Raw genomic sequence first — 24,328 nt, 5'->3', positions numbered from 1 at the left:
TGGACATGAACGAGATCTCTGTAGACGAGCTTGCTGCCATCCCTTCCGCGGTCATCATCGATGTGCGCGAAACGAATGAGTTCGGGGACGGCCATGTGCCGGGTGCCCGCAATGTTCCTCTTGGCGATGTGAGAGATCGCAGTGCCGAGATCGACACGACGGGTGCCGTCTATGTGATCTGCCAATCCGGGCGTCGAAGCGCCAGAGCGTGTGAGGCACTGGCGTCGGCAGGCATCCGGGCAGTGAACGTCACGGGGGGAACGTCTGCCTGGATCGAGTCGGGCCGGCCGGTGCAGTCGTGAGTGAGCAAAGCGTGCTTCTGATCCACGCCTTCGGCTCTGATCCCGCGGTCATCACCGGCGCACTGCGGGTTGCGCGCAACGCGAGCCACGGACTTCCCGGTGCCCGCATCCGCGTGGTTGTGCAGGGGCCGGCCGTTGCAGGACTTGTCAACGGCTCAGGCTTCGACGAGGACCTCATCGACACGCTCCGAGGCGTGATCGACGTCGCCGCATGCGGCAACAGCATGGAACGCGAAAGTATCGAGCAGGACCAGCTGACGGAGGGCGTCACCGTCGTGCCATCGGCCGTCATCCACCTTGCGGAGCAGCAATGGGCGGGCGCCGCCTACGTACGCGCCTGAAGTGATCTTCCTCGTCATCACCCTCGGCATCATCGTGGGTGCCGTCATGGGACTGGTCGGCGCCGGCGGCGGAATCATCTCCGTGCCCGCGCTCGTCGGCCTGGTCGGCGTCCCGGTCGCGGACGCCATGACCGCATCTCTCGTCATGGCGATCGCCTCCGCCTCCACCGCCGTAGTGCCGCGCCTTCGAGGCGGCGTTGATTGGCCGGTCGCGGCGGCCGTGAGCGCGGCCGGCGTTCCGGCAGCCCTCGTGGGTACCGCCGTGAACGCCCTGCTCCCGCAACCGCTGCTCTTGATCGGATTCGGTGCGCTCATGCTCGTCGCGGGCGTGCGGATGCTCCGACCGATCCCCGACAACGCATCCCGTGGAGAGCGGCACCCTCGCTGGCTCATCCATGCCGTTCTGATCGGGCTCGGCGTGGGCATGCTCACGGGCCTGCTGGGCGTCGGCGGCGGGTTCGTGATCGTTCCCGCGCTCACCCTCCTCCTGCGCCTCCCGATGAAGCTCGCGATCGGCACCTCGCTCGTCGTGACGGTTGCGAACTCGCTGGCCGGTGCCGCTGCGCACGCAAGCATCGGCGGCATCGACATTCCCCTCACCGTGGCCTTTACCATCCCCGCGATGATCGCATCGCTCTTGGGTGCACGTCTGGCGGCCAAGCTCCCAGGCAAGGGATTGCAGATCGGCTTCGCCGTGCTCGTGCTCGTCATCGCGGTTGTCACCCTCGCGGCGACCATCATCCCTCTGACCTGAATGTCGTCAGTCTGTCAGCACTGAATGCTTCGAGCCCCGCGGTGGGGGCGTGTAGGTGCACGTGTCCCCGGCGCACAGCTCGGGCTTGCGGCTCGAGAAGCGCCGCGCCAGAGCGCATCCCGCGCAGAACCCGAACGCCGTTTCCAGATACAGAAGAAGCAGGCATCCGCCGCAGATCGCCTGAGCAACCACCGCAGGGAGCCCGAGCCAGCCGAGACTGACGCATCCCACCAAGGCCATTCCCAATCCGAGACTCCACGCCAGCACCTTGGAGCGAGCCTCAACCCATTCCGGACGTTGCGCACGAGTGAGCAGAGTGCCCAGCAGCAGAGTCGGGGTGTACGCCGTTCCGATGACGAGCCGGATCAGCATCTCCATCGCAAAGACCATGCCGAAGGCCCGCATCGGCTGCAAGTCCCCGGTCGCCAACGCCCACATCCACGCGGCGAAGCCACCGAGGAACAGGATGCCGGCCGAGGCCCGCACGGCACGCTCATTCACCACCGGCACATCCACTCCGGTCACCCACTGTCCGATCGTGGGGCGTTCAGGCATCTCAGACGAGGAAGTCACGAGAACAATAATACCCTGGGGGGTATAGTACGATTGTCGATGATCCCGAATGAAGGAGACAGAGATGTGCGCGAAAGTGACGTGCGACGTGTGCGGCAAGGCCACCTGGGAGGGCTGTGGGCAGCATGTGGAAGAAGCGCTCTATGGGGTTCCCGTCGAGCAGCGGTGCCCCGGTCACGTCGACGCGGCAGCGTGATCGAATGAGCACCACAACAGTGACCGGCGCTGCGCTGCGGGAAATGATCGAGGGCACCGATATCGTAGTGCTCGACTTCTGGGCCTCCTGGTGCGGTCCGTGCCGCGCCTTTGCGCCCGTATTCGAATCCGCATCCGTCGCACACCCTGATATCACGTTCGGCAAAGTGGATACCGAAGCCGAGCAGGAGCTCGCAGCCGCGTTCAATATCCGCTCGATTCCCACCCTGATGGTGTTCCGCAGCGGAATAATCGTCTTCTCGCAGCCTGGCGCACTCAATGAGGCTCAACTCGACCAGGTCATCACCGCGGCCCGCGGGCTGGACATGGATGACGTGCGTCGGCAGCTCAACGAGGCATCCGCGGGTGTAGCGGAATGACGACCCTCGCAAACCCACTCCCCGCAGGTGTGCCGGACTCTGATGCTCAGCGGCGCGTGGTGCACCGCTTGCGACGCGCGCGCGGGCAACTGGACGCGGTGATCGCGGCGGTCGAAACCGGCGCCGGGTGTCGGGACGTCGTCATCCAGCTGGCCGCGGTGACGAGCGCCTTGAACCGCGCGGGCTTCGTGATCGTCGCCGATGCTTTGAAAGAGTGCCTCTCCGTCGACGATGCGGATAAGAAACCGACCGATATGACCACGGAAGAGATCGAGAGACTCTTCCTGATGCTCTCGTAGCAACGACTGAAGGAGACCCCATGTGCTACCAAGTGACCTGCAAGAAGTGCGGCAAGGCAACGTGGAAGGGGTGCGGTCAGCACGTCGATCAGGTGATGCGCGGCATCCCTCGGTCGCAGCGCTGCGACGGGCACGCCAACGAACCATCCACGGGGTTCTTTGCGCGACTGTTCAACCGGTAGGTGCGGTCATTCACGCGAGCGTGAGGAACAGCTTCTCCAGCTCGTCCGGTGTCAGCGACTCGCTCGCCGGGTCAGCAACACAATTGCGCATCGCTGATGCAACGATCGCATACCCAGCACGATCCAGTGCCTTTGAGACTGCGGCGAGCTGAATGACGACATCGCGGCATTCACCACCGGACTCTACCGCGGTGATCACCGCAGCGAGCTGACCTTGAGCACGACGCAGACGGTTGACGATCTTCCGCTGCTGCGCAGCTCGAGCTACCCCGGCTTCCTCGGACATGACGGTGTCCTCGGAAACGCTGGCTTCCATGGTCTCGATCATTCGGGCGCCCCTTGCTTCTCACGTCCCTGATGGACGACGCCCTTTCAGTATCCCACGAGTCCGCATACCCAGGTGGGTATGCGGACTTTCTGGGACTATAGTTGCGCGGTGTGCGCATGAGTATCCCCAGCCCTGATCCGAACTGGGCGCAGTTCGCCGTCGGCCCCCTCACCATTCACACCTATGCCCTGTGCATCATTACGGGGATGATCGTGGCGGTGGTCCTCACTCAGCGGCGACTGGCAGCTCGAGGCGCGGAACCGGGCGTGGTTATTGATATCGCGTTGTGGGCCGTGCCGCTCGGGATTATCGGCGCCCGGTTCTACCATGTCTTCACTCACGTGGGCGACTACTTCTATCCCGGTGCGAATCTCGCGGACATCTTCGCGATCTGGGATGGTGGCAACGCCCTCTACGGGTCACTGATCGGCGGCGGGCTCGGCGCGTGGATCGGCTGCCGACGAGCCGGGATCCGCCTCTGGTCTTTCGCCGACGCACTGGCCCCCGGACTGCTTATCGCTCAAGCGATCGGCCGTATCGGCAACTACTTCAACCACGAACTCTTCGGCCTCCCGACGACGCTACCTTGGGGACTTGAGATCGAGTCTTCGAACGCGAAGTTCCCCGAAGGCCTCGCCGAAGGGACACTTTTTCACCCGTTGTTCCTGTACGAGATCCTCTGGAATCTCGCCGGTGTCGCGATCATCCTGCTCCTCGAGCGCAGAATCGCCCTCCGATGGGGTCGCACGTTCGCGCTCTATCTCGTCTGGTATGGTCTCGGCCGCAGCTGGTTGGAAGCCATCCGCATCGACCCAACCAGCGACGGCTTCTGGGGTATTCCCGCCAACGTCTGTGCGTCGTTCGTCGCCATCGCTCTTGGTGTGGCGCTGTTCGTGATCCAGACGATCCGTCATCGCGAGCCCGAGACGAGCATCTACCGATCTGAGCGAGAAACTGACTCCGACGAACCGGCCAGTCAGCGACGCGAGCGTGGAGGAACGCGAGGTTAACTGATCAGCGGTTCTGGGTCGCTCCGAAGGATTAGCAGCAGCTCGGCGGCGCCGCGAGCGTGGCTTACTGGCGCTGTTGTTCACCAGGTGCCGTGGTGGCGAACTCCGCTGCCTCGGGGTGGTTCAGGTCGAACGCGGGCCGCTCGCTGCGGATGCGTGGGATCGAGGTGAAGTTGTGACGCGGCGGCGGGCAGGACGTGGCCCACTCTAGCGATGACCCGTAACCCCACGGGTCGTTCACCGTGACCTTCGGCGCCCTACGTGCCGTGATCCAGACGTTCAGGAAGAACGGGATCATGGACGCGCCAAGGATCATCGCGCCAATGGTGGAGACCTGGTTCTGCCAGGTCCATCCGTCGGCCGCGGAGTAGTCCGCGTAGCGACGCACCATACCGTCGACACCCAGCCAGTGCTGGATGAGGAAGGTCATGTGGAAGCCGATGAACAGCAGCCAGAAGTGCACGTATCCGAGACGCTCGTTGAGCATGCGCCCGGTCCACTTTGGCCACCAGAAGTAGAAGCCGGCGAACATCGCGAACACCACGGTGCCGAACACCACATAGTGGAAGTGCGCGACCACAAAGTAGGTGTCAGAGACGTGGAAATCGAGCGGCGGGGCCGCCAGGATGACACCCGTCAGACCACCGAAGACAAAAGAGACCAAGAAACCGAGGGCGAAGACCATTGGCGTCTCGAAGGTGACGGAACCTCGCCACATCGTGCCGATCCAGTTGAAGATCTTCACTCCTGTCGGTACCGCGATGAGCATCGACATGAGTGCGAAGAATGGCAGCAGCACGGATCCGGTTACATACATGTGGTGCGCCCACACTGCCACGGAGAGCGCGGCGATGGCGATGGTGGCGTAGACGAGGGTCTTGTAACCGAAGATCGGCTTGCGGCTGAACACCGGGAAGATCTCCGACACGACACCGAAGAACGGCAACGCAATGATGTACACCTCAGGGTGACCGAAGAACCAGAACAGATGCTGCCAGAGCAGGACACCGCCGTTGGCCGGGTCGAAGATATGCGCGCCGAGGACTCGATCGGCCGCTGCGGCGGAGAGGGCAGCAGCGATCACCGGGAACGCGACCAGGATGAGGAGGCTCGTGATGAGCGTGTTCCACGTGAAGATCGGCATGCGCCACATCGTCATGCCGGGAGCGCGCATCGTGATGATCGTCGTGATGAAGTTCACGGCGCCGAGGATGGTTCCAAAGCCACTCAGCACCAGCCCCAACATCCAGAGGTTACCTCCCACGCCGGGCGAGAAGCTGGCGCCAGCGAGTGGCTGATAGGCGAACCAGCCGAATGAGGCCGCTCCCTGCGGGGTGAGAAATCCTGCGATGACCATGGTTCCGCCGAAGAGGAAGAGCCAGAACGCGAATGCGTTGAGTCGGGGGAACGCCACATCCGGGGCGCCGATCTGCAGAGGAAGGAGCGCGTTGGCGAAGCCGGCGAACAGAGGTGTCGCGAACAGAAGCAACATCACGGTGCCGTGCACCGTGAACAGCTGGTTGTACTGCTCCTTCGTCGGAATGATCTGCATCCCCGGAGCGAACAGCTCAGCACGGATGACGAGGGCCATCACGCCACCGAGGAGGAAGAACATCATCGAGGCGATCAGATACATGTACCCGATCGTCTTGTGATCAGTGGACGTGATCCACCGCACAAAGACGTTGCCCTTCTGCTCCACACGGGAATGGCTCATCAGAGCTGCCTGGCGAGCGGGGAGCTCATTCGGACGTGCGCCCACCGGTGGGATGTTCGTTGTGGTCATCTGCTCTGCTCCGAATCCTGAAAGGGGCCCACGCCCATTCGACTCTCGTCCGAGTCGGCAACGTCGACAAACAAGTACATGATGGCCAGCACCACGAAGCTGCCGAAGAACACCACCACGCCGGAGGCGACCGAGAACCCCCAGGCGCGAGTGGTCATCAAGGTGACTGCCGCGAAGAACATGCCAGCTAAAGGCGGCAATATCACCAGCGGGCGCAGAAGGCCGTCAATCGAACGATGGGACACACTGCGAAGGATACCCCTGCCCGTATCTGGAATCGAGGGGTTGACATTCCCGTCCACCTCCGAGGAATGCCGTCGATCAGGCCGAGGTGGCGAGCGGTGCTGCGCCTCGGCGGCGTCTGAGCTTCCTGCCGGATCGTTGGTGCCACTGGGCGCAGAGGATGGTGATGATCGCGACGTCGATGAGGTCAACGGCGTGATGCATCAGCATCGCGCCTACCTGCGCGTCCAGGACGTCCACCCGGGCAGGCGGGTGAGCGTAGACGGTCTTGGCGAGAATGCCATCCTTCCGAAAACGATCGATTTCGGTGGCCCGATGGAAGTTGCCTGCCGCAAGTGCGACACGCCGAGGATCGACGCGCCGTAACCCCCTGCCGAAACCCAAACGCACCGAAACGGGTGGTGTACCGTTTGCGACCGAAGTACTGTCCGTGAACCGCGAGGGGTCAAGGCGTGGGGTTTTCACCGTTCGGACGACGTCGTTCGAGGGTCAGCCGAACGATCTGGGTCATCTGCCCCAGCTTCTCCTCGGCCGCTCGGATGCTGATCTCGATGCCGTCCACTTCTCCAAGCCAGCCCATCCTCTTCGCCTCGGCAAGCCGTTCGTGGAGGTTGGCCAGGATGGATTCGAAACGCTGGCGTTGTGCCGGGTCCGGTCGTAGCATCGGGCAGCGGATACACGCGTGCTCGTGAATGCAGGGCGTTCCGTAGCCGCGTGAGCAGGACCCGAGTTCGACCTTGCGTTTGGAGAAGTGTGCGTGGAACTCCTCGAGCTCGGTCGCCGACGGATCGCGGTAGTCCTCTACTGGTCTCGACGCTCATCGACGATCAACGAACTGGCGGAAGTGTCGAGCGACGTCTTCATCGAAAACTGCCGCGTATCCCTGGGTCGTGGAGAGATTCAGGTTTCCCATCACCTTGGCGAGGATGTGCACGGATAGTCCCGATCTCAGAGCGTCCGTCGCGAACAGACGCCTGAAGTCGTGCGCAGTCAGACGAGTCTCAGGGGTGTCGAGGCCGGCCACTTGCACGGCATAAGCGACGAAGTTCTTGAAAGCGGCAGGGGAGAACACGCGGCGAACGTCGCCGTCTTTCCACTGGAAGAGGAACGGCAGTGGCAGTGGCGGAGAGAAATCTCGCTCGAGTGAGTCGTAGCGGATCACCAGGGGCACCTGATGTTCATCGCCGCGCGCTCTTTGGCGGAGACGAGCGAGAACATGTGCGAGCTCGGGAGAGACGAGTAGTACGCGTCCCCGATCCGATTTTGATGGGACGACCTGCAGCAAGAGCATCTTCTCACCCGTCGACGCTTCATAGGTGAATAATGCTGTGGCTGTGAGCTCCGCGACTTCTTCCTGACGCATGCCCGTTTCGTGCATGACGTGGACGATGGCCCAGGACCAGAACGCTCGTTCTGCGATCCGTGCCTGGAAAGTGCGCTCACCTGTCGCGAGGTCTCGAATCGGGACCGCGGTCATCGACACACCGGGGCCTGCACCCGTCTCACGAAGGTACGCTCGCCCAGCCCACTCGAATCGCTCTCCGAGAGGAGTCGTGGTCGCCGCGCGCAGAAGTGACTCCTGATGCTCGAGGTCTGTGTCGATGGCGGCGAGGAGCTTCGGGACTCTAGGCGCGATCTTGCGGACTCGTTGATGGTGGGCGGCGATCACCCGTCTTCTGTGTTTCTGGTGGCCGGCGGTGTCGATCTGGGAGACGATGCTCGCAGTCGACCACGACGCCCAGTAGGCGTCGTGCGTGGCCCACGCGGCGATGTCGAGGTACATGGCGCGCACCGCGAAGAGGGTGCGATAGCGGTTCTTCAGGCGTCCGACCGATTCCGTCTTCCACCAGTCAGCCACCTCCGGCGCGACACGTAGGTCGGCTTGCTCGGGATTGCGCGAGCGAATCTCCATCCAGAAGTTCCGGAGCAGTTCAGTCGACATCGCCTGCAGAGTTGGGTAGTCCACGCCCGGTGCTCGCGACCTGAGGTAGCGCGTGAACATCTCTGCGACGGCGGGCGGTTCGATCTTGTTCCTCGCGACCATCGCGGCTGCATCCGGCCTCGGCGACTTCGCGAGCTGGCGAAGAGGCGGGAGGTCGGGCGGAACGATGCCGAGCCGTTTAAGGATCTCGAGCGCGTCTGCGAGCCCGCGGCGGATGGGCTTGCGGGCGACGGCAGCGGAGGCCACGACGTCGTCGGCCGTGATCTCTCTGAGGTGTTTGCCGGTCGCCACCTGGAGGATCAGCATGGCTCGCAGTGTGTCTCGTGCGGCATCGGTGGGGAAGCCTTCGAGCGACCACGGCGAGAAGCCGTCGAGACGGATGCGACCCACTCGGTTGAGGAACTCTGCACTCGGCCGAAGAGCGTCGAGGCGAATGAAGATCGACACGGCTATGCCGGGGCTCGTGGCAAGTTCGCGAGCGACTTCGTTGAGGCCAGGGAAGGCGTCGTGCCAGGTCAGGCTCGGCATGTTCTCGACCCCGCTTGCGTCCCAGCGCCGTTGCCAGGTCTCGCCGGGGAAGGTCATCAGCGTATCGATGAAGATCTGAACGATCGGGCGATAGTCGTTTCGGATGCCATCGTCGTACGGCGTGTGAGGGATCGCGGCGTTGAGGAACACGCCGGGGCGCGCTCGTCCTCGGGACGGCCGGCGATGTCGACGGAGTTGCGGCGCTGTAGGCGCTGCTTCGATCGGGTCTTCCGTCTCGATGAGGTCTTTCACCATGATGCGTCCCCCAGAAGTTCGTCAAGATCGGAGCTGTCGTACGTCAACGCCGGAGCCTCCGGCGCGGGCCTAGGCTCTGACCGCGCCCGAAGGTGCTGAGCGACGCGCTCGATGATGTCGTCGTCATGCTGTTGGAGGTACTCCTGGGTCGTGGACAGATGCAGGTGGCCGAGAATGCGTTGGATGTCGCTAAGTGTCAGAGCGGGGTCGTTGGACATCCGCACGGCTGCAGTGTGCCGAAGGCCGTGAAGGCGCACCTTCGCATCTATCTCGAGGCCGACCCTGTTGAACATCGCTCTGGCAGCGTCATACCCGAACGGCCGATACGGGCGTCGATTCGTCCACCACACCGGGTTGCCCTTCGCGAGTAAATCGGGCGGCAGCGACTCTTGGTACAGCCGCAGCCACAGGAACGCGTTGGACGAGGCTGGCAGAGCCTGCTTCGCGCGAGTGCCCTTCCGCTCTACCGTGATGCGCTGGGATCCTGGGTCAACGTCTTCGAGATTCATCCCGAGCAGCTCTGAGGGGCGAGCCGCGCTGGAGAGGTAGAACTCGACGAGGGCTCGATCCCGCGTATTGCGGATGGTCTGAAGGATCTCGGCGACGCGCGACTCAACGATCAATCGAGGTGCTGTCTTCGGGACCTTCTGACGAAAGTCGGCCCGACGGTCGCGTCGGAACGCCAGTTCAGGGTTGTGGTGAGCGTTCAGCCCTCTGCCGCTATCGGCACGGCGCGCCGGTACGGGATTGATGATCGGACCGCGCTGTTGCGCAAGCTGATAGTCATAGAAGGCCGAGATCACGGCGAGGTTGTGATTCAGCGTCCGAGGCGAAAGCGGCCGAGGGCTCAGCGCTGAGGGTTGGCGACAGGCGAGCACGAAGTCGCGCACTGTCTCGCGTGCTGCGCGCTCCCAGTCCGCGCGCTCGAGCGCGAGGTGACGAAACCACCTCAGCAGGCCGTACGCGTACGACCGGCAGCTCGATTCAGCGTTCCCACGTGCCCAGAAGTCGAGCATGAAGTCCGAGACTGCGGCGATAACCGCGCCATCACCATCGATGACAGCCCAGAAGGGAGGGTCATCGAGGGCCAGTACGGCGCCGACACGGGTTCTCTCGCTCATCTAGTCGAGCATCGCATTGAGAACCGATAGGAGAGAGGCTTAGTTCGGTATACACACCTTCTCCATCCGCGCGTTGACGATCGGTCCGCCCTTGGGACGGTTCGCCGGCTTCTGCCAGTCCCAGCGCACGAGCTCCAGGATCCGCCCCTCGCCGCGATCGCGCACGATCGGCGCATCCTGCGTGCGAGCGACCGAGTAGGCACCGGCCCACGACTTCCACCAGTCCTCGGGCTTGCCGCCATCGGCGACGTACTCCCGGATCAGCTCGTCGGTCTTGTCGGCGGAAGGAAGTATTCCGGGGGGAACTATCCGCTGGCGTTTCGTCGCCTGATGTTCACTACACGGACCACACCATGTATGAAAGCCGACCCAATCATCGCCGCGGCTACGGTGCGTCCACGAAATCACGTTCGCGCGGGAGAGCCCACGTTTGCTGCGGTTGGGGTGCGTCCTTCCTGGTATACGGAGAGCTCTGTTTCCGGGTGTCGTCGTCCCTGAATGATGAACAGGGCGGTTCCGAGTGCGACCACAATGAACGATGCCCACACGTTCGCGGGAATCCCGAGTAGGGCGTCGCTGGTCGGGTCGATTCTGATGGCCTCGAGCCAGCTACGCCCGAGTCCGTACCAAACGAGGTAAAGGCCGAACGTTCGTCCCCACCGGAATCGAAAGTTGCGTTCGAGGAGAATGATGATCGCGACGCCGATCAGGTTCCAGATGATCTCGTACAGGAAGAGAGGGTGGAACAGTGTGCCCGCGGGGAGGTCGTCTGGGAACATCGTGTCGGTGGGGAGGATCTCGAGCCCCCAGGGCAGCGTCGTCGGTATCCCGAACAGCTCGTGGTTGAAGTAGTTGCCCACTCGGCCCATCGATTGGGCTATGAGCATCGCGGGAGCGAGCGCGTCGGCGAATGACCAGAAACGGATACCGGTGCGACGGCATCCGATGTAAGCGCCGAGCGCGCCGCCCAGCAGGGAACCGTAGAGGGCGTTACCCCCGTCCCAGATGGCGAAGATGTTCCCGAGGTTAGCTCCGGGATAGAAGTAGTCGCCGACGTGTGTGAACACGTGGTAAAACCGGGCTCCGATGATCCCGATGGGGACGGCCCAGATGACGATGTCGATGACGACGCCGCTTTCGGCACCTCGCGCCGCGAGGCGCCGCTGGGTGATGAATACTGCCGCGATGATTCCGGCGATGATGCACAGTGCGTAGGTGTGAATCGTCAGCGGACCGAGAGCGAACTGCGCCCACGAAGGAGGCGGACTAGGAATACTCGACAGCATCACGAAATCGTCGTTCCTCATCTGGCATCGATCTGAATGCCTCTACTCATCATCATGGTCGCACCCGCCTCTCTTCGGTGAGCAACTGATCGCTCCGTCACGGTCCTGTCCGGACCCTGAGTGCAGCGATCCGGCTCGATATGTCCCCCCTTCGACTCTGACTAGTATGCAATAATCCGCGTATGCATGCAGATACTAAGTGTTCGTTGTCGGTTGAGAGCAGTTACGTCGAGCTGGCCGCCGAGGTGTTCTCGATGCTTGCCGATGCCACCCGGGTGCGGATCATCCTCGCGCTTCGCGATGAGGAGCTTTCGGTGAACCACCTCGCCGACATCGTCGACAAGTCCCCGGCCGCCGTCTCGCAGCATCTCGCGAAGCTCCGCCTGGCGCGGATTGTGCTGGCCAGGCAGGAGGGCACGAAGGTCTTCTACCGGCTCGCGAACGAGCACGCCCGGCAGCTGGTCGCGGACGCGATCTTCCAGGCACAGCACTCGTTGAGCAACGACCCCCCGCACCACCGTGGCGAACACCCGTCACCGGAGAACCTCCGCTGATGCTGCGCGTTCTGCGCAACACCACCTATGCGAAGTTGTTCTCCGCGCAGGTGATCGCCCTGCTGGGTACGGGGCTTCTCACGATTGCCTTGGGGCTGCTCGCTTTCGATATCGCCGGGGATGCGGCCGGATCCGTGCTGGGCACGGCGCTGACGATCAAGATGGTCGCCTATGTCGGCGTCGCGCCGCTGATCGCCGCGGTCGTTGACCGGTTGCCGAAGAAGGCGGTGCTCGTGACGGCCGACTTGGTGCGGCTGGTGATCGCGCTGATGTTGCCGTTTGTCACGGAAGCGTGGCAGATCTACGTGCTGGTCTTTGTGCTGCAGTCGGCGTCTGCTACTTTCACCCCGGCGTTTCAGTCCCTGATTCCCTCGGTTCTGCCCGAGCCGAACGACTACACGCGTGCCCTGTCACTGTCGCGGCTCGCATATGACCTCGAGGCGCTGGTGAGCCCCATGATCGCCGCAGCGTTGCTGACTGTAGTCAGTTACAACAACCTGTTCGTCGGCACCGCGATCGGGTTCGCGTGCTCGGCGAGCCTCGTGTTGCTCTCCCGGCTGCCGGTCCGGTCAGATGACGGGCCGGTGATGTCGTTCTGGCAGCGGCTCCCTATGGGGGCGAAGGTGTTCGCGCGCACTCCGACGCTGCGGTTCCTGATGCTCACCAACATCGTCGTCGCGGCCGGCACCGCGATCGTGCTCGTGAACTCCGTGGTGTACGCCCGCGGAGTCTTCCATCTCGATGACGCCGCCCTCGCGCTTGCACTGGCCTGTTACGGCATCGGTTCCCTCGTGGTCGCGTTGAACATCCCCTGGGTGGTCGAGAGGATCGGCGTCATCCGCACGATGATCATCGGAACGATCCTCATCGTCGTCGGCCTGCTCGCCGCCGTCGCCGTCACCGTCGTTTCTGGGACGACCGGGGCAGGTTGGATCGCGCTACTGGGCACCTGGGTGCTGCTGGGCATGGGCACATCCCTGGTGAACACGCCATCGTCGCGGCTTCTCGCCGATGCCTCCACACCCGCGAATCGGAACCTTGTCTACACGGCTCAGTTCGCGCTCTCCCACGCCTGCTTCCTGATCACGTATCCGATCGCCGGCTGGCTCGGCGCTGCCAGCCTTTCCGGTGCAGCGCTCGCCCTGGCCTTGATCGCCATCGTGGCGGCCGCCTCCGCGCTTGTTTTCGCCAGATCGAAGAACCTGCAACGCGCCGAGCATCTCGCTGAAGCGTCGCCACTGCAGAACGGAACGCCCGGCACAACTGGAAGGCGAGACTGAGGCGGTGTTCAGATGGCGAAGAAGCAACGACGAGCGCAGGTGACATCCCACGATCAGATGATCGTGGTGGTGTGCCGAGGCGGCGACTGCGGCAGCAGGCGTAAGCATCCCGGCACTGACCACGTCGCACAGTTGCGCGAGATCAGAAACGCCGCCGGCACGAAAGTCGCGGTCACGGTCAGCAGATGTCTGGATGCCTGCGAACACTCCAACGTCATCGTCATCATTCCGGATGCGGACGGCAGAAGCGCTGGCGCGTCAGCGGTATGGGTCGGAGAAGCAAACGACGCCGAGGTCACCGACGACATCCTCGAGACGATGGCCGGCCCCGGCGGTCTCACCGGCCTCCCCGCTCTCGTCGACATCCACACCTTCCACCCGACTCGGCAGAATCGTCGCGAACTGGACGAAGAACTCGGCTGAGACAGGGCAGCACGACACTCTGAACTCGCGCAGCTGCGGTAGGGGTCTCGCTACGGCAAAGAGCGCGGACAAAGTGAAGGGCCACAGGTAGCGTGGCGGTATGTCGATCGAAACGTATATCGCGGTTCTGCACGACGACGAAGCGGCGGCCGATCGTGGCGAATCCGTCCTCTGCCCGCTCCAGCCGGACGGGCAACCCAAGCCCATCCTCGATCACGATGGCGTGCTCTATGACCTCCTTGAAGCGCACGGCCGGGACGGTGTTTTCGAGTACAGGCGCGCGAGGGCTTGAACCGTCCTACGGCTCACCAGACCGATAAGAACAGCGGAAGGGATCGAGTTCTCGTGCTGTCTGGGCGTTGCCCGTTCTGGAGCGGTTCAGCGCACGAGGCGGGCGATCGCCTGAGACGCTTCGCGCACCTTCTCTTCGGCGATGTCCCCGCCGGCACGAGCGGCATCTGCCACACAGTGGCGCAGGTGATCTTCAAGCAATCGGGCGTGAGGAACGAACAGGTGACAGTTTCGGTTTAGGCCGCCAGTGTGAGCGGCTCAGCTAGCTTGGCTTCGAACTCGATGGGCGTCAAGCCGCCGAGGGTGTCCTGGGCGCGCTGGCGGTGATACTTCCGCTCGATCCACACGACAATCGCGAGCCGGAGTTCCTGCCGGGTCGTCCACCGCTGCTGGTTGAGGACGTTCGTCTGCAGCAGCGACCAGAACGACTCTCCATGGCGGCGTTGTCTCCGGCTGCGCCGACGCGTCCCATCGATCCGACCATGTCATGACGGCGCAGCTCGCGGGCCATCACCCTGCTGCGGAACTGGCTGCCCCGGTCAGCGTGCAGGATGCACCCGGCGACCTCACCGCGACGGGCGACGGCGTTGCGGACGGCATCGATGGCGAGCTTCGCAGTCATCCGGTCGCTGATCGAGTAGCCGACGATGCGGTTGGAGAACACATCCTTGATCGCGCAGCAGTACAGCTTTCCTTCGCTCGTCCGATGCTCCGTGATGTCCGTGAGCCACAGCCGGTTCGGGGCATCGGCACGGAACACCCGCTGCACGTGATCGTCGAACACCGGCGGGCCGGCCTTCTTGCCCTTCCCACGTCGCCGGCGCTGCGCGGACGAGAGGATCCCGGCCTGCGAGCACAGCTTCCACGCCGTCCGCAGACTCATCCGCCACCCCGCCCGACGGGCTTCGTCGGCAAGGTATCGATACCCGAAAGTCGGGTCGTCGTGATGCGCGTCATGCAGCGCGTTGATCCGATACGCGCGGAGCACGTCCGCGTCCCGGACAGGGGCGTTGCGCCACCGGTAATAGGGCTGTCTTGCGAGCTTGAGAACCCGACACGACACCGTGACGGGAATCCCCGCTTCGGCGAGCTCAGCAACGAGCGGGTACGTCATTTTGGGGAGCCGCCAAGACGCAGGTTCGCCTGCGATAGGTACGCCGCCGCGCGACGGAGCACCTCGTTCTCCTGCTCCAGCAACCGGATCCGTTTCTTCAGCTCCCGAGCCTCTGCCGCGTCCGCGGCGGTCTGACCAGGTCGATTGCCGTCTTCGACATCGGCCTGGCGGAGCCAGTTCTGCAGGGTTGCTTCGCTGATACCGAAATCGGTGGCGATCTGTTTAATGGTGACGCCGCTCTCGCGGCTACGAGCGACCGCGACAACGTCTTCGCGGAACTCTTTGGGATAAGGACCAGGCATGATGACATCCTCCCCGCCAGCGCCTCCCGGCACTAACGATCAGTTGTCACCTGTTCGTTCCTCACGCCCATCTTCGCGCTGGCTGAGACGTACTTCGTCCTTTCGACCGACGCTGATCTGTTCCCGCTTCAGCTCGGAGACCTCGTTGCGGCAGCGCTCATCTTCGGCCTGCTCGCGGGACTGTTCGCTCTGTCCCTGGTGGAGTCCAAGACCGAACAGTCCACCCCGGAAATCCCGCCGCCACCCAGCGAGGGTGCCGAGCGCAACCCTCCGTCTACCCGTCGCGCAGAGCGCAAAGACAGGTAGGCAGGGCGCGGCCAGGGTCGTTGGGATCTGGGCACAGAAAGGGGCAGATGCGGTCGTCTGCATCTGCCCCCTCGTGCCGACCCGGGAGGCTAGTCGGCGGTCTCCGCGTCTGCGGCATCCTGGGCGAGGACCGATCCGTCGCCGGCGTCGACCTTCACGTCGATGACGGTCCCGTCGGCGGCGGTGACCTCGATGCCGTAGACAACGAAGCCGTTCTCGTTCTCCAGCTGCGCGGTCGCCGCGGTCCCGGGGACGGCCTTCAGTGCGGCCGCGGTCGCCTCCTCAGGCGTCACCGTCGCGAGACCCTCCAGCGCGGTTGACTCGGCGGCGTCCGCAGCGCTGTCATCCGCCCCCTCGGCACCTTCCGCACCCTCCGGTCCCTCGGTGCCCTCAGCGCCTTCGGCGCCCTCGGCTTCGTCGGCCGTGCCGTCGTTCGGCGCGGGGATGGTTCCGACGTAGCTGGGGTCCTGCTCGCTGCTGGTCGAATCTGCCGGGGTGGCCGCACCACCGGTGGTGGCGACGGCCACTCCGGTGCCGCCCAGGGCCAGTGCGGTGACGAGCGTGCCGGTGGCGATCGCCCGCTTGACTGTTGTCTTCATGGTGTTCTCCTTCTCGGTGTCGTTGACCACCACAACGGCGGTTGCGGACTGCCTTTCGTTGCGGGTCAAGTGAGTTCTTGACCGTGAATTCAGGCTAAGAAAGTGGTCGTGAGATGAACGTGAGAGCCTCCGAATTGCCCTGGGAGATCGCGGAGGTGATTCAGTCACCCGTCGTCCTCGGTGTGTCCTGCACCGGGGTGGGGACGGGCACGCCGATCGCGGTGTAGAACTGCTCGAGCGCCAGCCGGGTGTAGGTCTCGTGATCGAATGCGCCTGACCGGACCTCTCCGGCGAGGAAGGCATGGAGCCCTCTGGCGAGGTCTTCGTCGGTCTGCGGCACTACCATTCCGAATCCAGGCGGTAGTGCGTTGGTCGCTGACTCGAATTCGACCGTGACGATCGGGAGTCCGAGCACCAGCGCCTCGAGGAGGACCATGGGCTGCCCTTCGTAGTCACTGGACAGGACGAAGCAGTTTGATGCGGCAATGATGGGGAACGGGTTGGGCTGTTCACCGGCGAGAATGACGCACCCTTCCAACCCGAGCTTTTCGATCAGGGACTCCAACTCCCCTCGGAGGGGACCGTCTCCCACGAGCACGAGTCGCGTCGTCGGCGTCGCGTCGTGGACGATGCTGAACGCGCGGACGAGGCGTGCCTGATTCTTCTCGGGGGAGAGTCGTCCCACCGAGACAAAGTTGGCCACTTTGTCGTCGGCGAGGAGGTCCGCCACCCAATCAGGGGTGATCCCCGTCTCCGAGTCGCGGGTCGTCTCTCGCAGATCCTGAGCGGCCGAGGTTTTGAGGCGCTGGGCGTCTGCGGTGTTGAGCGCGAAGGCGAACTTCGCCGGGCCGGCATGCTGGCCGAGTTTGCGACGGTTGATTGTGCTCAGTGCGGGTGAGACGGACACGAGGTGGTCGTACTGCTCGTAGAGGTCGAATACCTGATGGAGGTTGCGCGACATCGGCTTCTTTCCCCTGATTTCGCGGTGCGCGTCCGCGGCGAGGTCGTTGTGGAGCCAGATTGAGCGCATCGATCCGGGGGCATGGAGCAGGAGTACCGCCCAGAACGGGGCATAGCCGCTGAAGTCGACTACATAGTCGAAACGGCTGTCACCGAAGCAGCGGGTCCACTCGTCGTCCCACAGGGCTTTCTGAAGCGGCTCAACCTGGTGCCGACGAGTGTTGCCCAGGCGAAAGTGAAGACGCCGGGTCAGCTGACGGATCGCAGAGCCGTTTAGCCCGCCGACGCGTGGGAACTGGCGCACGGCGGGATTGATGGCCAGTTGGTTCTCGATCGCTGCGGGAGTTTTGCCTTGGCTGAAGCAGGCAGATACGTCGAATCGGGAGTGGTCGATGTTGTTGAGCAGGTTGAGGGCGGATGTGGTTATGCCGTTCGAGCGCATCCCCCCCAGGTAGATCAGAAGCGATGGGCGACTCTGGGAACGTACGCGTCGGGTGTGGTGGCCAACACTGTTGCCGCGAAAGACGATGTCGATGATCCGCTCGCTCACCCGGCCATCTTCCTGGCCGCAGAACTGCTGCTGGCCGGCCCGATAACGTGCCGCCGCTTCAGCCGGGATGCGGTCGGTCGCGGGGATTCCGGCTAGTTCTGCCACCAGCTCGTCGATAGTCCGGCACACGGGACCGGGCAACTCGCTCGGTTCAAAATAGAGACCTCGTGTGCCTGAATAGTCGTCGAGATCTGGCGCGAAGAAGAGGATCGGGCGTCCTGTCGCCAGGAAGTCAAAGAAGATGCTCGAATAGTCCGTGACGAGCACCCCGGTGAGGCCCAAGACAACGTTCGTGGGGATGTCGTTGGGCACGAGCAGTCGGGACAGTCCGGGTCGGTCGGCGGCGAGGGCGTCCACGACCTGGTGTGTTTTGAGGAGCACGACGTACTTGCTGGTGTCGATCCGTGCGGTCATCCGGGCGACGTCATCGAGCAGCTGGTCGATGTTGTCCTCGGGGCGCGCAAAGGACGCGCCCTTCCAGGTGGGGGCGTAGAGCACGATCGTGCGATCACCGAGCGGGATACCGGCAGCCGTGAGTCGCGCTCGGCCAGCAGCAACGCCGTCGGTATCGAGGATCTGACGGTCGATTCGCGGATACCCTTCCTCGATGATCCGGCCGCGGAATATTCCGTCGAGCTTGTACGCCGTTTCATACATCTGTTCAGCCATGAAGGAGTTGGCGGCCACGAGATAGTCAGCGGCAACGAAGTTCCTGATGATGTTGGCTGTACCGAGGGCGCCGCGGTCGATGTCGTAGCCCATGCGCTTCAACGGGGTGCCATGCCACGTGTTGAGGTAGATCTGGCCGGGTCTCTTGCTGAATTGGGGTGGGAAGGTCGCGTTGTTGATCAGGTATTCGCTCGTGGCCAGGGCACGGTAATAGGACGCAGACCCGTGGCGCACGAACCTCACATTGCGCGCTCCCGCAAACTCCCGGACCGTCGCGGCATACTGGCGCAGGTCCGTCAGGACCCAAATGTGTGTGAGCCCGGCCAGATCGGGCGTCGCCAAAAGCTCGCGGAAGATGGCTTCCGGGTTGCAGAGCATGCCGTTGCCGGAGAAGGACTCGTAGAGCACTGTCCCCGGTTCAATCGGCTGGTTTCGCCAGTGGGCGTGGACTTGGGAGTGCACGAAACGCCTCACCCGAGAGGGAAGGTGCTTCATCCGTATCACTCTCATGATGCGCGTTCCCTCACCACGGCACTTCGCTTCGCGCTGCTCCCACTCACCAGCGGTCCCACTGCTCTGACGCGGCGTCGGACTCGTCCAGCATACCGGCGTCGGCTTGCTGCTGGGCAACCTCGGACAGCAGGACAACGACGCGCCAGGTCGCGGCGATCACGAAGGCGGCCACCGCACCTGTCGGGAGAACGCGCCAGTCCATACTGATTCCTCTCGATTTGTGCGTCTCGCGCCAACGAACGAGCGCGGTGGCGAGCGTGCCGACATCGGCTGTCCGCCTGAACCGGTTTCAGGCTACGGACGGCACCGTGAGATGAACGTGAGAGTGGCCAAACCCGTCCGTGCGGTCAGCGCGTAGCGGTGGGCAGCCTGAGGGTGATGGTGCTGCCTTGGCCGGGCTGAGATGCGAGGGTGATGGTGCCGTCGTGCGCGTGCATGATCTGCCGGGTCAATGCCAGCCCCAATCCGTGCCCGGGGGTGGTTCGTGATGTCTCGGCACGCCAGAATCGGTCGAAAGCGTGCGCGAGCTCTGCCGGCGTCATGCCGACCCCATCGTCCATCACGCGGATCACGGCGGCGCTACCTTCGGTGCTGGCGCTGAGGGCGACCGTGCCGCCGGGGCGACTGAACTTCAGCGCATTGTCCAGGACATTCCCAATCGCGCGGGAGAGGAGTTCGGCTGATCCGCGCACCCGGAGGGGTTCAGCAACGGTGTGCAGGGCGACGTGGATGTCGGCGCGGCGGCCCGCCGCGGCGGCCGCGTCTGCCAGGTCCGGGAGGAGCTGGTTCAGGTCGATCAGGGTGAAGCTGTCCGAGATTTCCTCCTTGCTGGTGCGGGACAGTTTCAACAGGTCATCGGTCAACCGGATGATTCCGTCCGTCGCGGCCAGGGCGACGGTGATCGCCGCCTGATACTCGGCCGGCGTGCGGGAACGGGTCAGCGCCAGTTCGAGTTCCCCTTGGATGATGCTGAGCGGGGTGCGCATCTCATGCGACGCCCCGTCGACGAACTGCTGCTGTCGTTCGAAGCTCGCCCTGATCGGCTTCAACGCGGACCGTGCCATCAGCCAGCTGGACAGCGGAATCACGATCAGCAGGCACGCGTAGAAGATGATCAGCACGGTCCGCAGCAGCGCGAATCCTTGCTCAGCGGCGTTGACGGCACCTTCCCCGTCACTTTCCGCGGCGTCGAAATCGAAGGTTCCGGTGACGAACGTGTAGACGCCGATTGCGAAGATCGCGAAGATCGCCAGTTGGATGACGGTGTAGGCGACGGTCAGACGGATCGTCGCACGGCGGAAGATCACGCGTCGGCGGCGATCAGGTAGCCCGCGCCGCGGCGGGTCTGGATGATGTCGGGCTCACCGGGGAGCGTGAGTTTCTGACGGAGGTAACGGATGTAGGTCTGCACGACGTTGCTGAACCCCTCGTAGTTGCTGTCCCAGGCGTGGTCGATCAGTTCGGTGGAGCTGATAATCGTGCCCGCGTTGCGCATCAGGTACTCCAGGACGGCGTACTCCTTCGGGGTGAGGTCGATGGTGCGCCCCGCCCGGGTCGCGGTCTGGGTGGACGGGATCAGGGTGACACCCTGCGCGGTGAGCACGGGTGGCTGCGCCCGGGGTGAACGGCGCAGCAGCGCCCGTGTGCGGGCCAGCAACTCCACCAGGTGGAACGGTTTCACGAGGTAGTCATCGGCACCCGCGTCGAGCCCGGCGACCTTGGAGCGCATCGAGTCCAGTGCGGTCAGCATCAACACCGGAGTGTCGCGGTTGATCTCCCGGATGCGGCGGCACACGCCCATCCCGCCGTCCGCGAGACCGGGCAGCATCAGGTCGAGGATGACCAGGTCGTACGTGTCGATCTCGAAAGCTTCGATCCCGGCCGGCGCAGTGGCGGCAACCGTGACCGAGTACCCGGTTTCGGAGAGGGTGCGGCGGATGACGTCGCCGATCGCGAGGTCGTCTTCGACGACGAGGATCCTCACCGCACACCCCCCGGCCGCTGGTGCGGGTGTTCGTCAGTCGGGCTGTTCACCGGTTCCGGCCCCTTTCGATGCGGTGGCGTTCGCGACCTGGACACCGTCGGCGCTGGCCTGGATGGCGAAATCTACCTGGTTGGTGGAGGTGCGGTACAAGCTGAACATGTTCTCCGGGAAGTGCCCCGGCTCGGTGCCGTTGTCGAAGTACACGGTCGTCTCGCCCTGCGCGGGGATGGTCACACCGGCAAGCGCCGTGTAGTACCCCTCGGACTGCTGGGTGGTGACGTCGGTCATCTGATAGTAGATCTCGACGTTCGTCAAGGGACTGCTCGTACTGTTGGCCAGCGTGATCTGCAGGCGGTCATCCATCGCCTTGCCTGTTGCCGGGTCGACAAGATCTTCCACGGCCGCCGCGGTGATGCTCAGACCTGGAGCGGTGCTGGTGTTGCTGATCGGATTCGACGCGACCGGCAGCACTGTCCCGCTCGCGGGCGCGGCGCTCACCGAGCCCGCCGGGGCCGGCGGCGTGGTCGAGGTGGTGGTTTGGCACCCGGCGAGGATGCCGGCCGTCAGCGCCAGTCCGGCCACGAGCGGGATGAGGGTTTTCTTGTTCATGATTCTTTCCTTTGCAGTGTGCGGCGGGTGGTGACGGCGCCGGCGATGATCACGGAGGCGAGGGTCGCGGCCGTGAGGGTCAGGATGTAGGGCAGCATCGCCACCCACACCAGGGACAGCGGTTGCTGGTTGTACTGGTCTTTGATGCCCAAGAACGCGAACGAGATCCGTTCGAAGTGCTTGGTGACCGAGGACACTTCCAGGCCGTTGCGGATCCCGTCGAACCCGGCGAACTGGGCAAGGACGGCGAGCTCGTCGGGCTTCTGGATCTGCAACGCGGCGAACAGGCCGCCGGGGACCTGGTTGTCGGGGTCCATGGTGTCGCCGATCTGAGGGATAACCAGCACGAACGCCAGCCAGATCACCAGGCTGATGATCAGCCCGGCGCTGAGCTGCCGGGTGAGCACTGTGACGGTGATCGCGATAGCCGACCAGAACACCAGGTACAGCCACGCGAACCCGCAGCTCAGAGCGAGTCGAACCAGGTCCGTTCCCCCGAGAGTTCCCCCGCCGATCGTGGTGACCGCGATGGCCGATACGACGGCCAGGGCCAGAACGACAACCCCCCAGACGGCGGCGAGGGCAGCGATCTTGCCGCCGGCCAGGGCGAAACGCTGTATGGGGCGGCTGAGCAGCAGCGGCAGGGTGCCGCGGTGCTTCTCTTTGGCGACCGTGGCGTAACCGAGGACGATCGCGAACAGCGCACCGAGGATCTCCAGGTATTCGATCCCGCCGCGGAGCAGCTGCAACGGGAACAGCTGCGGGGCCGCGGGGGTGACACCGGAGCCGCTGGCGGTGACCTCGGCGACGTAGATGTTGTACGCGTCGAGTTGGGCGCGGAAGTCCGCGGCGCCGACCGCGACGGAGATCACGGTGACGACGGCGAGGAAGCCGATCAGGATGAGGAAGAGGCGGTCGCGGCGCAGTTCGAGGATCTCTTTGCGCGCCACCGTGGCGATGTCAGTCATGGAGGGAACTCCGAATCTTTCGTCTTGGGATCACGGCGATCGCGATCACACCGGCGACCAGGAAGACCGTGACTGCGAGGACACCGGCGCCAGCACTGCCGGTGACCAGGTCGTTTTGGAGAAGCACGCTCGCGGTCGTCTTGAACTGCTCGGTGATGGCCAGCGGGCTGGTCAACGACGACAGTGCGGAGAAGGCGTCCCCTGCGACGGGGACGGCCGGAACAGGATTCAACAGGGCGACGGGGCGAGCTGCCGTGCCCAGTTGCGGGAGCACGAACGCGATGCCGCTCCACACCACGAACGGGACCAGGAAGGCGGTGCTCTCGCGCCGCGCAAATAGACCGGAGAGCATCCCGATGATCGCGAAGAACGTCAGCAGCAACCACGACACTCCTGCGAATCCGAGCAGCCGGGCGGTCAGATCCGCGCTCAGGGGGCTCCCGGTGATCACGGCGATCGAGATCCAGCTGATCAGCGTGCTGACCAGCAGCACGACCGCGAGCACCAACCCGATCCCAGCCAGCTGGCCGAGGAGACGGGCGCGCACGGTGAGGGGGCGGCTGAGCACCAGCGTCGCGGTGCCCTGTTTGCGGTCACGGAGGGTGGCCTGTGCGCCGAGGACGATGGCCATCAGGCATCCGATCAACACCACGTAGATCGCCGAGTTACGGGCGTAATACAGGGGGGCGACGTCGGTGAAGGGATTTGCGGCGGCGGTCAGGCCCGCGGCGAGGATGCCCTCGTAGACGGCGGTGACGGTGCGGGTGGTGATCCAGCCGATCACCGAAGACACCGACACCATGCCCACGAACACCACCAGCAGCAGTTGTGCCACGCGAGCGCGGGTGATGCTCAGCACTTCATGCCGGGCGCTCGTCCAGACGATGTTCATGGCGTTCCGGCCCGCTCGAGCTGGAAGAAGATCTCCTCCAACGACTGTTCCTGCGGGTATGCCGCCAGGGTGCCGGTGACGGTGTCGTGGTGCACCAGGCGGCCTTGGTTGAGGATGCCGATGCTGGTGCACGTGCGGGACACCTCCGACAGCAGGTGGGTGTTCATGAACACCGTCATCCCGAGCTCTCTGTTGAGGCGCACGATCGTCTCCCGCAGGGTGCGGACACCTTCCGGGTCCAGCCCCGAGGTGGGCTCATCCAGGAACAGCACGGTCGGGGCGTGCAGGATCGCCTGCGCGATCCCGACCCGTTGCCGCATGCCCTTGCTGAACGTGCCCAGCCTTTGACGCTCGTGCCCCGTGAAATCTAGGAACTTCAGGACGTCCGCGATCCGCGCGTCCGGCCGCCTCATGCCGGACAGCCGGCCGAAGAAGCGGAGGTTCTCCATGAGCGTGAGGTTGTCGTAGAACTGCACGTTCTCGGGCAGGTAGCCGATCAGGCTACGCACGGCGGCCGCATCCCTGGTGATGCTCTTGCCTGCGACTCGGGCGTCTCCCGACGTGGGGGGCAGCAAGGTGGTCAGCATGTTGACCGTGGTCGTTTTGCCTGCGCCGTTGTGGCCGAGCAGCCCGAAAATCTCCCCGGCCGGGATCTCTACACTCACATCGGTGACGGCAGGTGTGTCCCCGAACATGCGGCTGAGCCGGGTCAGGGTGATTGCTGAATCTCTCATGACGGTGACGTTAGGCCTGCGATTGTGAGACCAGGATGAGAGCGCATTGGGCCGT

General features: G+C 64.1%; 28 protein-coding genes and 1 pseudogene. 11 read left to right on the top strand and 18 right to left on the bottom strand.

Annotated features, from left to right (window positions below; all coding sequences use genetic code 11):
- Nucleotides 1-5 precede the first annotated feature (5 nt).
- Genes ACLFA2_RS00965 through ACLFA2_RS00955 form a run of 3 tightly spaced genes read left to right on the top strand, consistent with a single transcriptional unit; the run spans nucleotide 6 to nucleotide 1,397 of the window.
- Nucleotides 6-302 (top strand): rhodanese-like domain-containing protein, encoded by a 297-nt coding sequence (locus tag ACLFA2_RS00965; RefSeq protein WP_426621880.1) that lies wholly within the window; start codon nucleotides 6-8, stop codon nucleotides 300-302.
- Nucleotides 299-643, top strand: coding sequence for a hypothetical protein (locus ACLFA2_RS00960; protein WP_426621879.1), 345 nt, complete (start codon nucleotides 299-301; stop codon nucleotides 641-643). Before ACLFA2_RS00965 ends, ACLFA2_RS00960 begins: the two co-directional genes overlap by 4 nt.
- Before the next feature lies 1 nt (nucleotide 644).
- Nucleotides 645-1,397, top strand: a complete 753-nt coding sequence (locus tag ACLFA2_RS00955) for a sulfite exporter TauE/SafE family protein (protein ID WP_426621878.1) — start codon at nucleotides 645-647, stop codon at nucleotides 1,395-1,397.
- Nucleotides 1,398-1,403: 6 nt separating this feature from the next.
- Here ACLFA2_RS00955 and ACLFA2_RS00950 read toward each other — a convergent pair whose 3' ends face one another.
- Nucleotides 1,404-1,952, bottom strand: coding sequence for a DUF4395 family protein (locus ACLFA2_RS00950; protein WP_426621877.1), 549 nt, complete (start codon nucleotides 1,950-1,952; stop codon nucleotides 1,404-1,406).
- A 218-nt stretch (nucleotides 1,953-2,170) separates the two neighbouring features.
- Here ACLFA2_RS00950 and trxA point away from each other — a divergent pair, with 218 nt between their 5' ends.
- Together trxA and ACLFA2_RS00940 are read left to right on the top strand one after the other, a co-directional pair.
- Nucleotides 2,171-2,545 carry a thioredoxin gene (gene trxA / locus ACLFA2_RS00945; protein WP_426621876.1) on the top strand — a complete coding sequence of 125 codons (375 nt, stop codon included), beginning with the start codon at nucleotides 2,171-2,173 and terminating at the stop codon, nucleotides 2,543-2,545.
- Nucleotides 2,542-2,844 (top strand): metal-sensitive transcriptional regulator, encoded by a 303-nt coding sequence (locus ACLFA2_RS00940; protein WP_426621875.1) that lies wholly within the window; start codon nucleotides 2,542-2,544, stop codon nucleotides 2,842-2,844. The genes trxA and ACLFA2_RS00940 overlap by 4 nt, the downstream gene beginning before the upstream one ends.
- 192 nt (nucleotides 2,845-3,036) lie before the next feature.
- Here the strand turns inward: ACLFA2_RS00940 and ACLFA2_RS00935 are convergent, their stop codons facing one another.
- The gene (locus ACLFA2_RS00935) at nucleotides 3,037-3,312 is read right to left on the bottom strand and encodes a metal-sensitive transcriptional regulator (RefSeq protein WP_426622453.1); all 276 of its coding nucleotides are present in this window, start codon (nucleotides 3,310-3,312) and stop codon (nucleotides 3,037-3,039) included.
- A 158-nt stretch (nucleotides 3,313-3,470) separates the two neighbouring features.
- On the opposite strand from ACLFA2_RS00935, the gene lgt (ACLFA2_RS00930) reads away from it, so the two are divergent.
- Nucleotides 3,471-4,364, top strand: coding sequence for a prolipoprotein diacylglyceryl transferase (lgt, locus tag ACLFA2_RS00930; protein WP_426621874.1), 894 nt, complete (start codon nucleotides 3,471-3,473; stop codon nucleotides 4,362-4,364).
- A gap of 64 nt (nucleotides 4,365-4,428) precedes the next feature.
- Here the strand turns inward: lgt (ACLFA2_RS00930) and ctaD are convergent, their stop codons facing one another.
- Nucleotides 4,429-6,150 (bottom strand): cytochrome c oxidase subunit I, encoded by a 1,722-nt coding sequence (ctaD, locus tag ACLFA2_RS00925; RefSeq protein WP_426621873.1) that lies wholly within the window; start codon nucleotides 6,148-6,150, stop codon nucleotides 4,429-4,431.
- Nucleotides 6,151-6,228: 78 nt separating this feature from the next.
- On the opposite strand from ctaD, the gene ACLFA2_RS00920 reads away from it, so the two are divergent.
- Entirely contained in the window at nucleotides 6,229-6,759 is a 531-nt protein-coding gene (locus ACLFA2_RS00920) for a hypothetical protein (RefSeq protein WP_426621872.1), read from the top strand.
- 79 nt (nucleotides 6,760-6,838) lie between these two features.
- On the opposite strand, the gene ACLFA2_RS00915 is transcribed toward ACLFA2_RS00920, so the two are convergent.
- From ACLFA2_RS00915 to lgt (ACLFA2_RS00895), 5 genes are all read right to left on the bottom strand, one after another.
- A complete protein-coding gene (locus ACLFA2_RS00915; RefSeq protein ID WP_146008274.1) occupies nucleotides 6,839-7,057 on the bottom strand; it encodes a hypothetical protein in 219 nt (72 codons plus the stop codon).
- Nucleotides 7,058-7,210: 153 nt separating this feature from the next.
- A complete protein-coding gene (locus ACLFA2_RS00910; RefSeq protein WP_426621871.1) occupies nucleotides 7,211-9,013 on the bottom strand; it encodes a tyrosine-type recombinase/integrase in 1,803 nt (600 codons plus the stop codon).
- A gap of 98 nt (nucleotides 9,014-9,111) precedes the next feature.
- Complete coding sequence (locus tag ACLFA2_RS00905) at nucleotides 9,112-10,239, bottom strand: tyrosine-type recombinase/integrase (RefSeq protein ID WP_363447550.1); 1,128 nt, start codon at nucleotides 10,237-10,239, stop codon at nucleotides 9,112-9,114.
- Between the two features lie 39 nt (nucleotides 10,240-10,278).
- Entirely contained in the window at nucleotides 10,279-10,647 is a 369-nt protein-coding gene (locus ACLFA2_RS00900; RefSeq protein ID WP_426621870.1) for a hypothetical protein, read from the bottom strand.
- Entirely contained in the window at nucleotides 10,644-11,546 is a 903-nt protein-coding gene (lgt, locus tag ACLFA2_RS00895) for a prolipoprotein diacylglyceryl transferase (protein WP_426621869.1), read from the bottom strand. Before lgt (ACLFA2_RS00895) ends, ACLFA2_RS00900 begins: the two co-directional genes overlap by 4 nt.
- A gap of 161 nt (nucleotides 11,547-11,707) precedes the next feature.
- Between lgt (ACLFA2_RS00895) and ACLFA2_RS00890 the strand changes: the two genes are divergently transcribed.
- The 4 genes from ACLFA2_RS00890 to ACLFA2_RS00875 all read left to right on the top strand — a co-directional run bounded on the left by ACLFA2_RS00890 (nucleotide 11,708) and on the right by ACLFA2_RS00875 (nucleotide 14,074).
- Nucleotides 11,708-12,079 carry an ArsR/SmtB family transcription factor gene (locus ACLFA2_RS00890; protein WP_363498408.1) on the top strand — a complete coding sequence of 124 codons (372 nt, stop codon included), beginning with the start codon at nucleotides 11,708-11,710 and terminating at the stop codon, nucleotides 12,077-12,079.
- On the top strand, nucleotides 12,079-13,359 hold the full coding sequence (locus tag ACLFA2_RS00885) for an MFS transporter (RefSeq protein ID WP_363498405.1): 1,281 nt from the start codon (nucleotides 12,079-12,081) through the stop codon (nucleotides 13,357-13,359). The genes ACLFA2_RS00890 and ACLFA2_RS00885 overlap by 1 nt, the downstream gene beginning before the upstream one ends.
- A 57-nt stretch (nucleotides 13,360-13,416) precedes the next feature.
- On the top strand, nucleotides 13,417-13,782 hold the full coding sequence (locus ACLFA2_RS00880) for a hypothetical protein (protein ID WP_426621868.1): 366 nt from the start codon (nucleotides 13,417-13,419) through the stop codon (nucleotides 13,780-13,782).
- Between the two features lie 100 nt (nucleotides 13,783-13,882).
- Nucleotides 13,883-14,074 carry a hypothetical protein gene (locus tag ACLFA2_RS00875; protein WP_363498399.1) on the top strand — a complete coding sequence of 64 codons (192 nt, stop codon included), beginning with the start codon at nucleotides 13,883-13,885 and terminating at the stop codon, nucleotides 14,072-14,074.
- 235 nt (nucleotides 14,075-14,309) lie between these two features.
- Here the strand turns inward: ACLFA2_RS00875 and ACLFA2_RS00870 are convergent.
- The 10 genes and pseudogenes from ACLFA2_RS00870 to ACLFA2_RS00825 form a co-directional block, all read right to left on the bottom strand.
- A pseudogene (locus ACLFA2_RS00870) lies at nucleotides 14,310-15,489 on the bottom strand (IS3 family transposase).
- A gap of 395 nt (nucleotides 15,490-15,884) precedes the next feature.
- Nucleotides 15,885-16,394: a PepSY domain-containing protein gene (locus ACLFA2_RS00865; RefSeq protein WP_363498390.1), complete on the bottom strand. Its 510-nt coding sequence runs from the start codon at nucleotides 16,392-16,394 to the stop codon at nucleotides 15,885-15,887.
- Between the two features lie 160 nt (nucleotides 16,395-16,554).
- Nucleotides 16,555-19,068, bottom strand: coding sequence for a CDP-glycerol glycerophosphotransferase family protein (locus ACLFA2_RS00860; RefSeq protein WP_426621867.1), 2,514 nt, complete (start codon nucleotides 19,066-19,068; stop codon nucleotides 16,555-16,557).
- Nucleotides 19,069-19,129: 61 nt separating this feature from the next.
- Complete coding sequence (locus tag ACLFA2_RS00855) at nucleotides 19,130-19,288, bottom strand: hypothetical protein (protein ID WP_363498381.1); 159 nt, start codon at nucleotides 19,286-19,288, stop codon at nucleotides 19,130-19,132.
- Nucleotides 19,289-19,433: 145 nt separating this feature from the next.
- Entirely contained in the window at nucleotides 19,434-20,393 is a 960-nt protein-coding gene (locus ACLFA2_RS00850) for a sensor histidine kinase (RefSeq protein WP_426621866.1), read from the bottom strand.
- Nucleotides 20,390-21,070 carry a response regulator transcription factor gene (locus tag ACLFA2_RS00845; protein WP_363498375.1) on the bottom strand — a complete coding sequence of 227 codons (681 nt, stop codon included), beginning with the start codon at nucleotides 21,068-21,070 and terminating at the stop codon, nucleotides 20,390-20,392. The genes ACLFA2_RS00850 and ACLFA2_RS00845 overlap by 4 nt, the downstream gene beginning before the upstream one ends.
- 33 nt (nucleotides 21,071-21,103) lie before the next feature.
- Nucleotides 21,104-21,679, bottom strand: coding sequence for a hypothetical protein (locus tag ACLFA2_RS00840; RefSeq protein WP_363498372.1), 576 nt, complete (start codon nucleotides 21,677-21,679; stop codon nucleotides 21,104-21,106).
- Nucleotides 21,676-22,647 (bottom strand): ABC transporter permease, encoded by a 972-nt coding sequence (locus ACLFA2_RS00835; RefSeq protein WP_363498369.1) that lies wholly within the window; start codon nucleotides 22,645-22,647, stop codon nucleotides 21,676-21,678. The genes ACLFA2_RS00840 and ACLFA2_RS00835 overlap by 4 nt, the downstream gene beginning before the upstream one ends.
- Nucleotides 22,640-23,539, bottom strand: a complete 900-nt coding sequence (locus tag ACLFA2_RS00830) for an ABC transporter permease (RefSeq protein WP_363498366.1) — start codon at nucleotides 23,537-23,539, stop codon at nucleotides 22,640-22,642. Before ACLFA2_RS00830 ends, ACLFA2_RS00835 begins: the two co-directional genes overlap by 8 nt.
- Nucleotides 23,536-24,273, bottom strand: a complete 738-nt coding sequence (locus ACLFA2_RS00825; RefSeq protein WP_363498363.1) for an ABC transporter ATP-binding protein — start codon at nucleotides 24,271-24,273, stop codon at nucleotides 23,536-23,538. The genes ACLFA2_RS00830 and ACLFA2_RS00825 overlap by 4 nt, the downstream gene beginning before the upstream one ends.
- Nucleotides 24,274-24,328: the final 55 nt, after the last annotated feature.

Source organism: Microbacterium sp. As-52, assembly GCF_049949185.1.
Classification (GTDB): domain Bacteria; phylum Actinomycetota; class Actinomycetes; order Actinomycetales; family Microbacteriaceae; genus Microbacterium; species Microbacterium maritypicum_A.
Note: the sequence above shows the minus strand (reverse complement) of the source record. Positions and strands in the feature narration are given on the sequence as shown.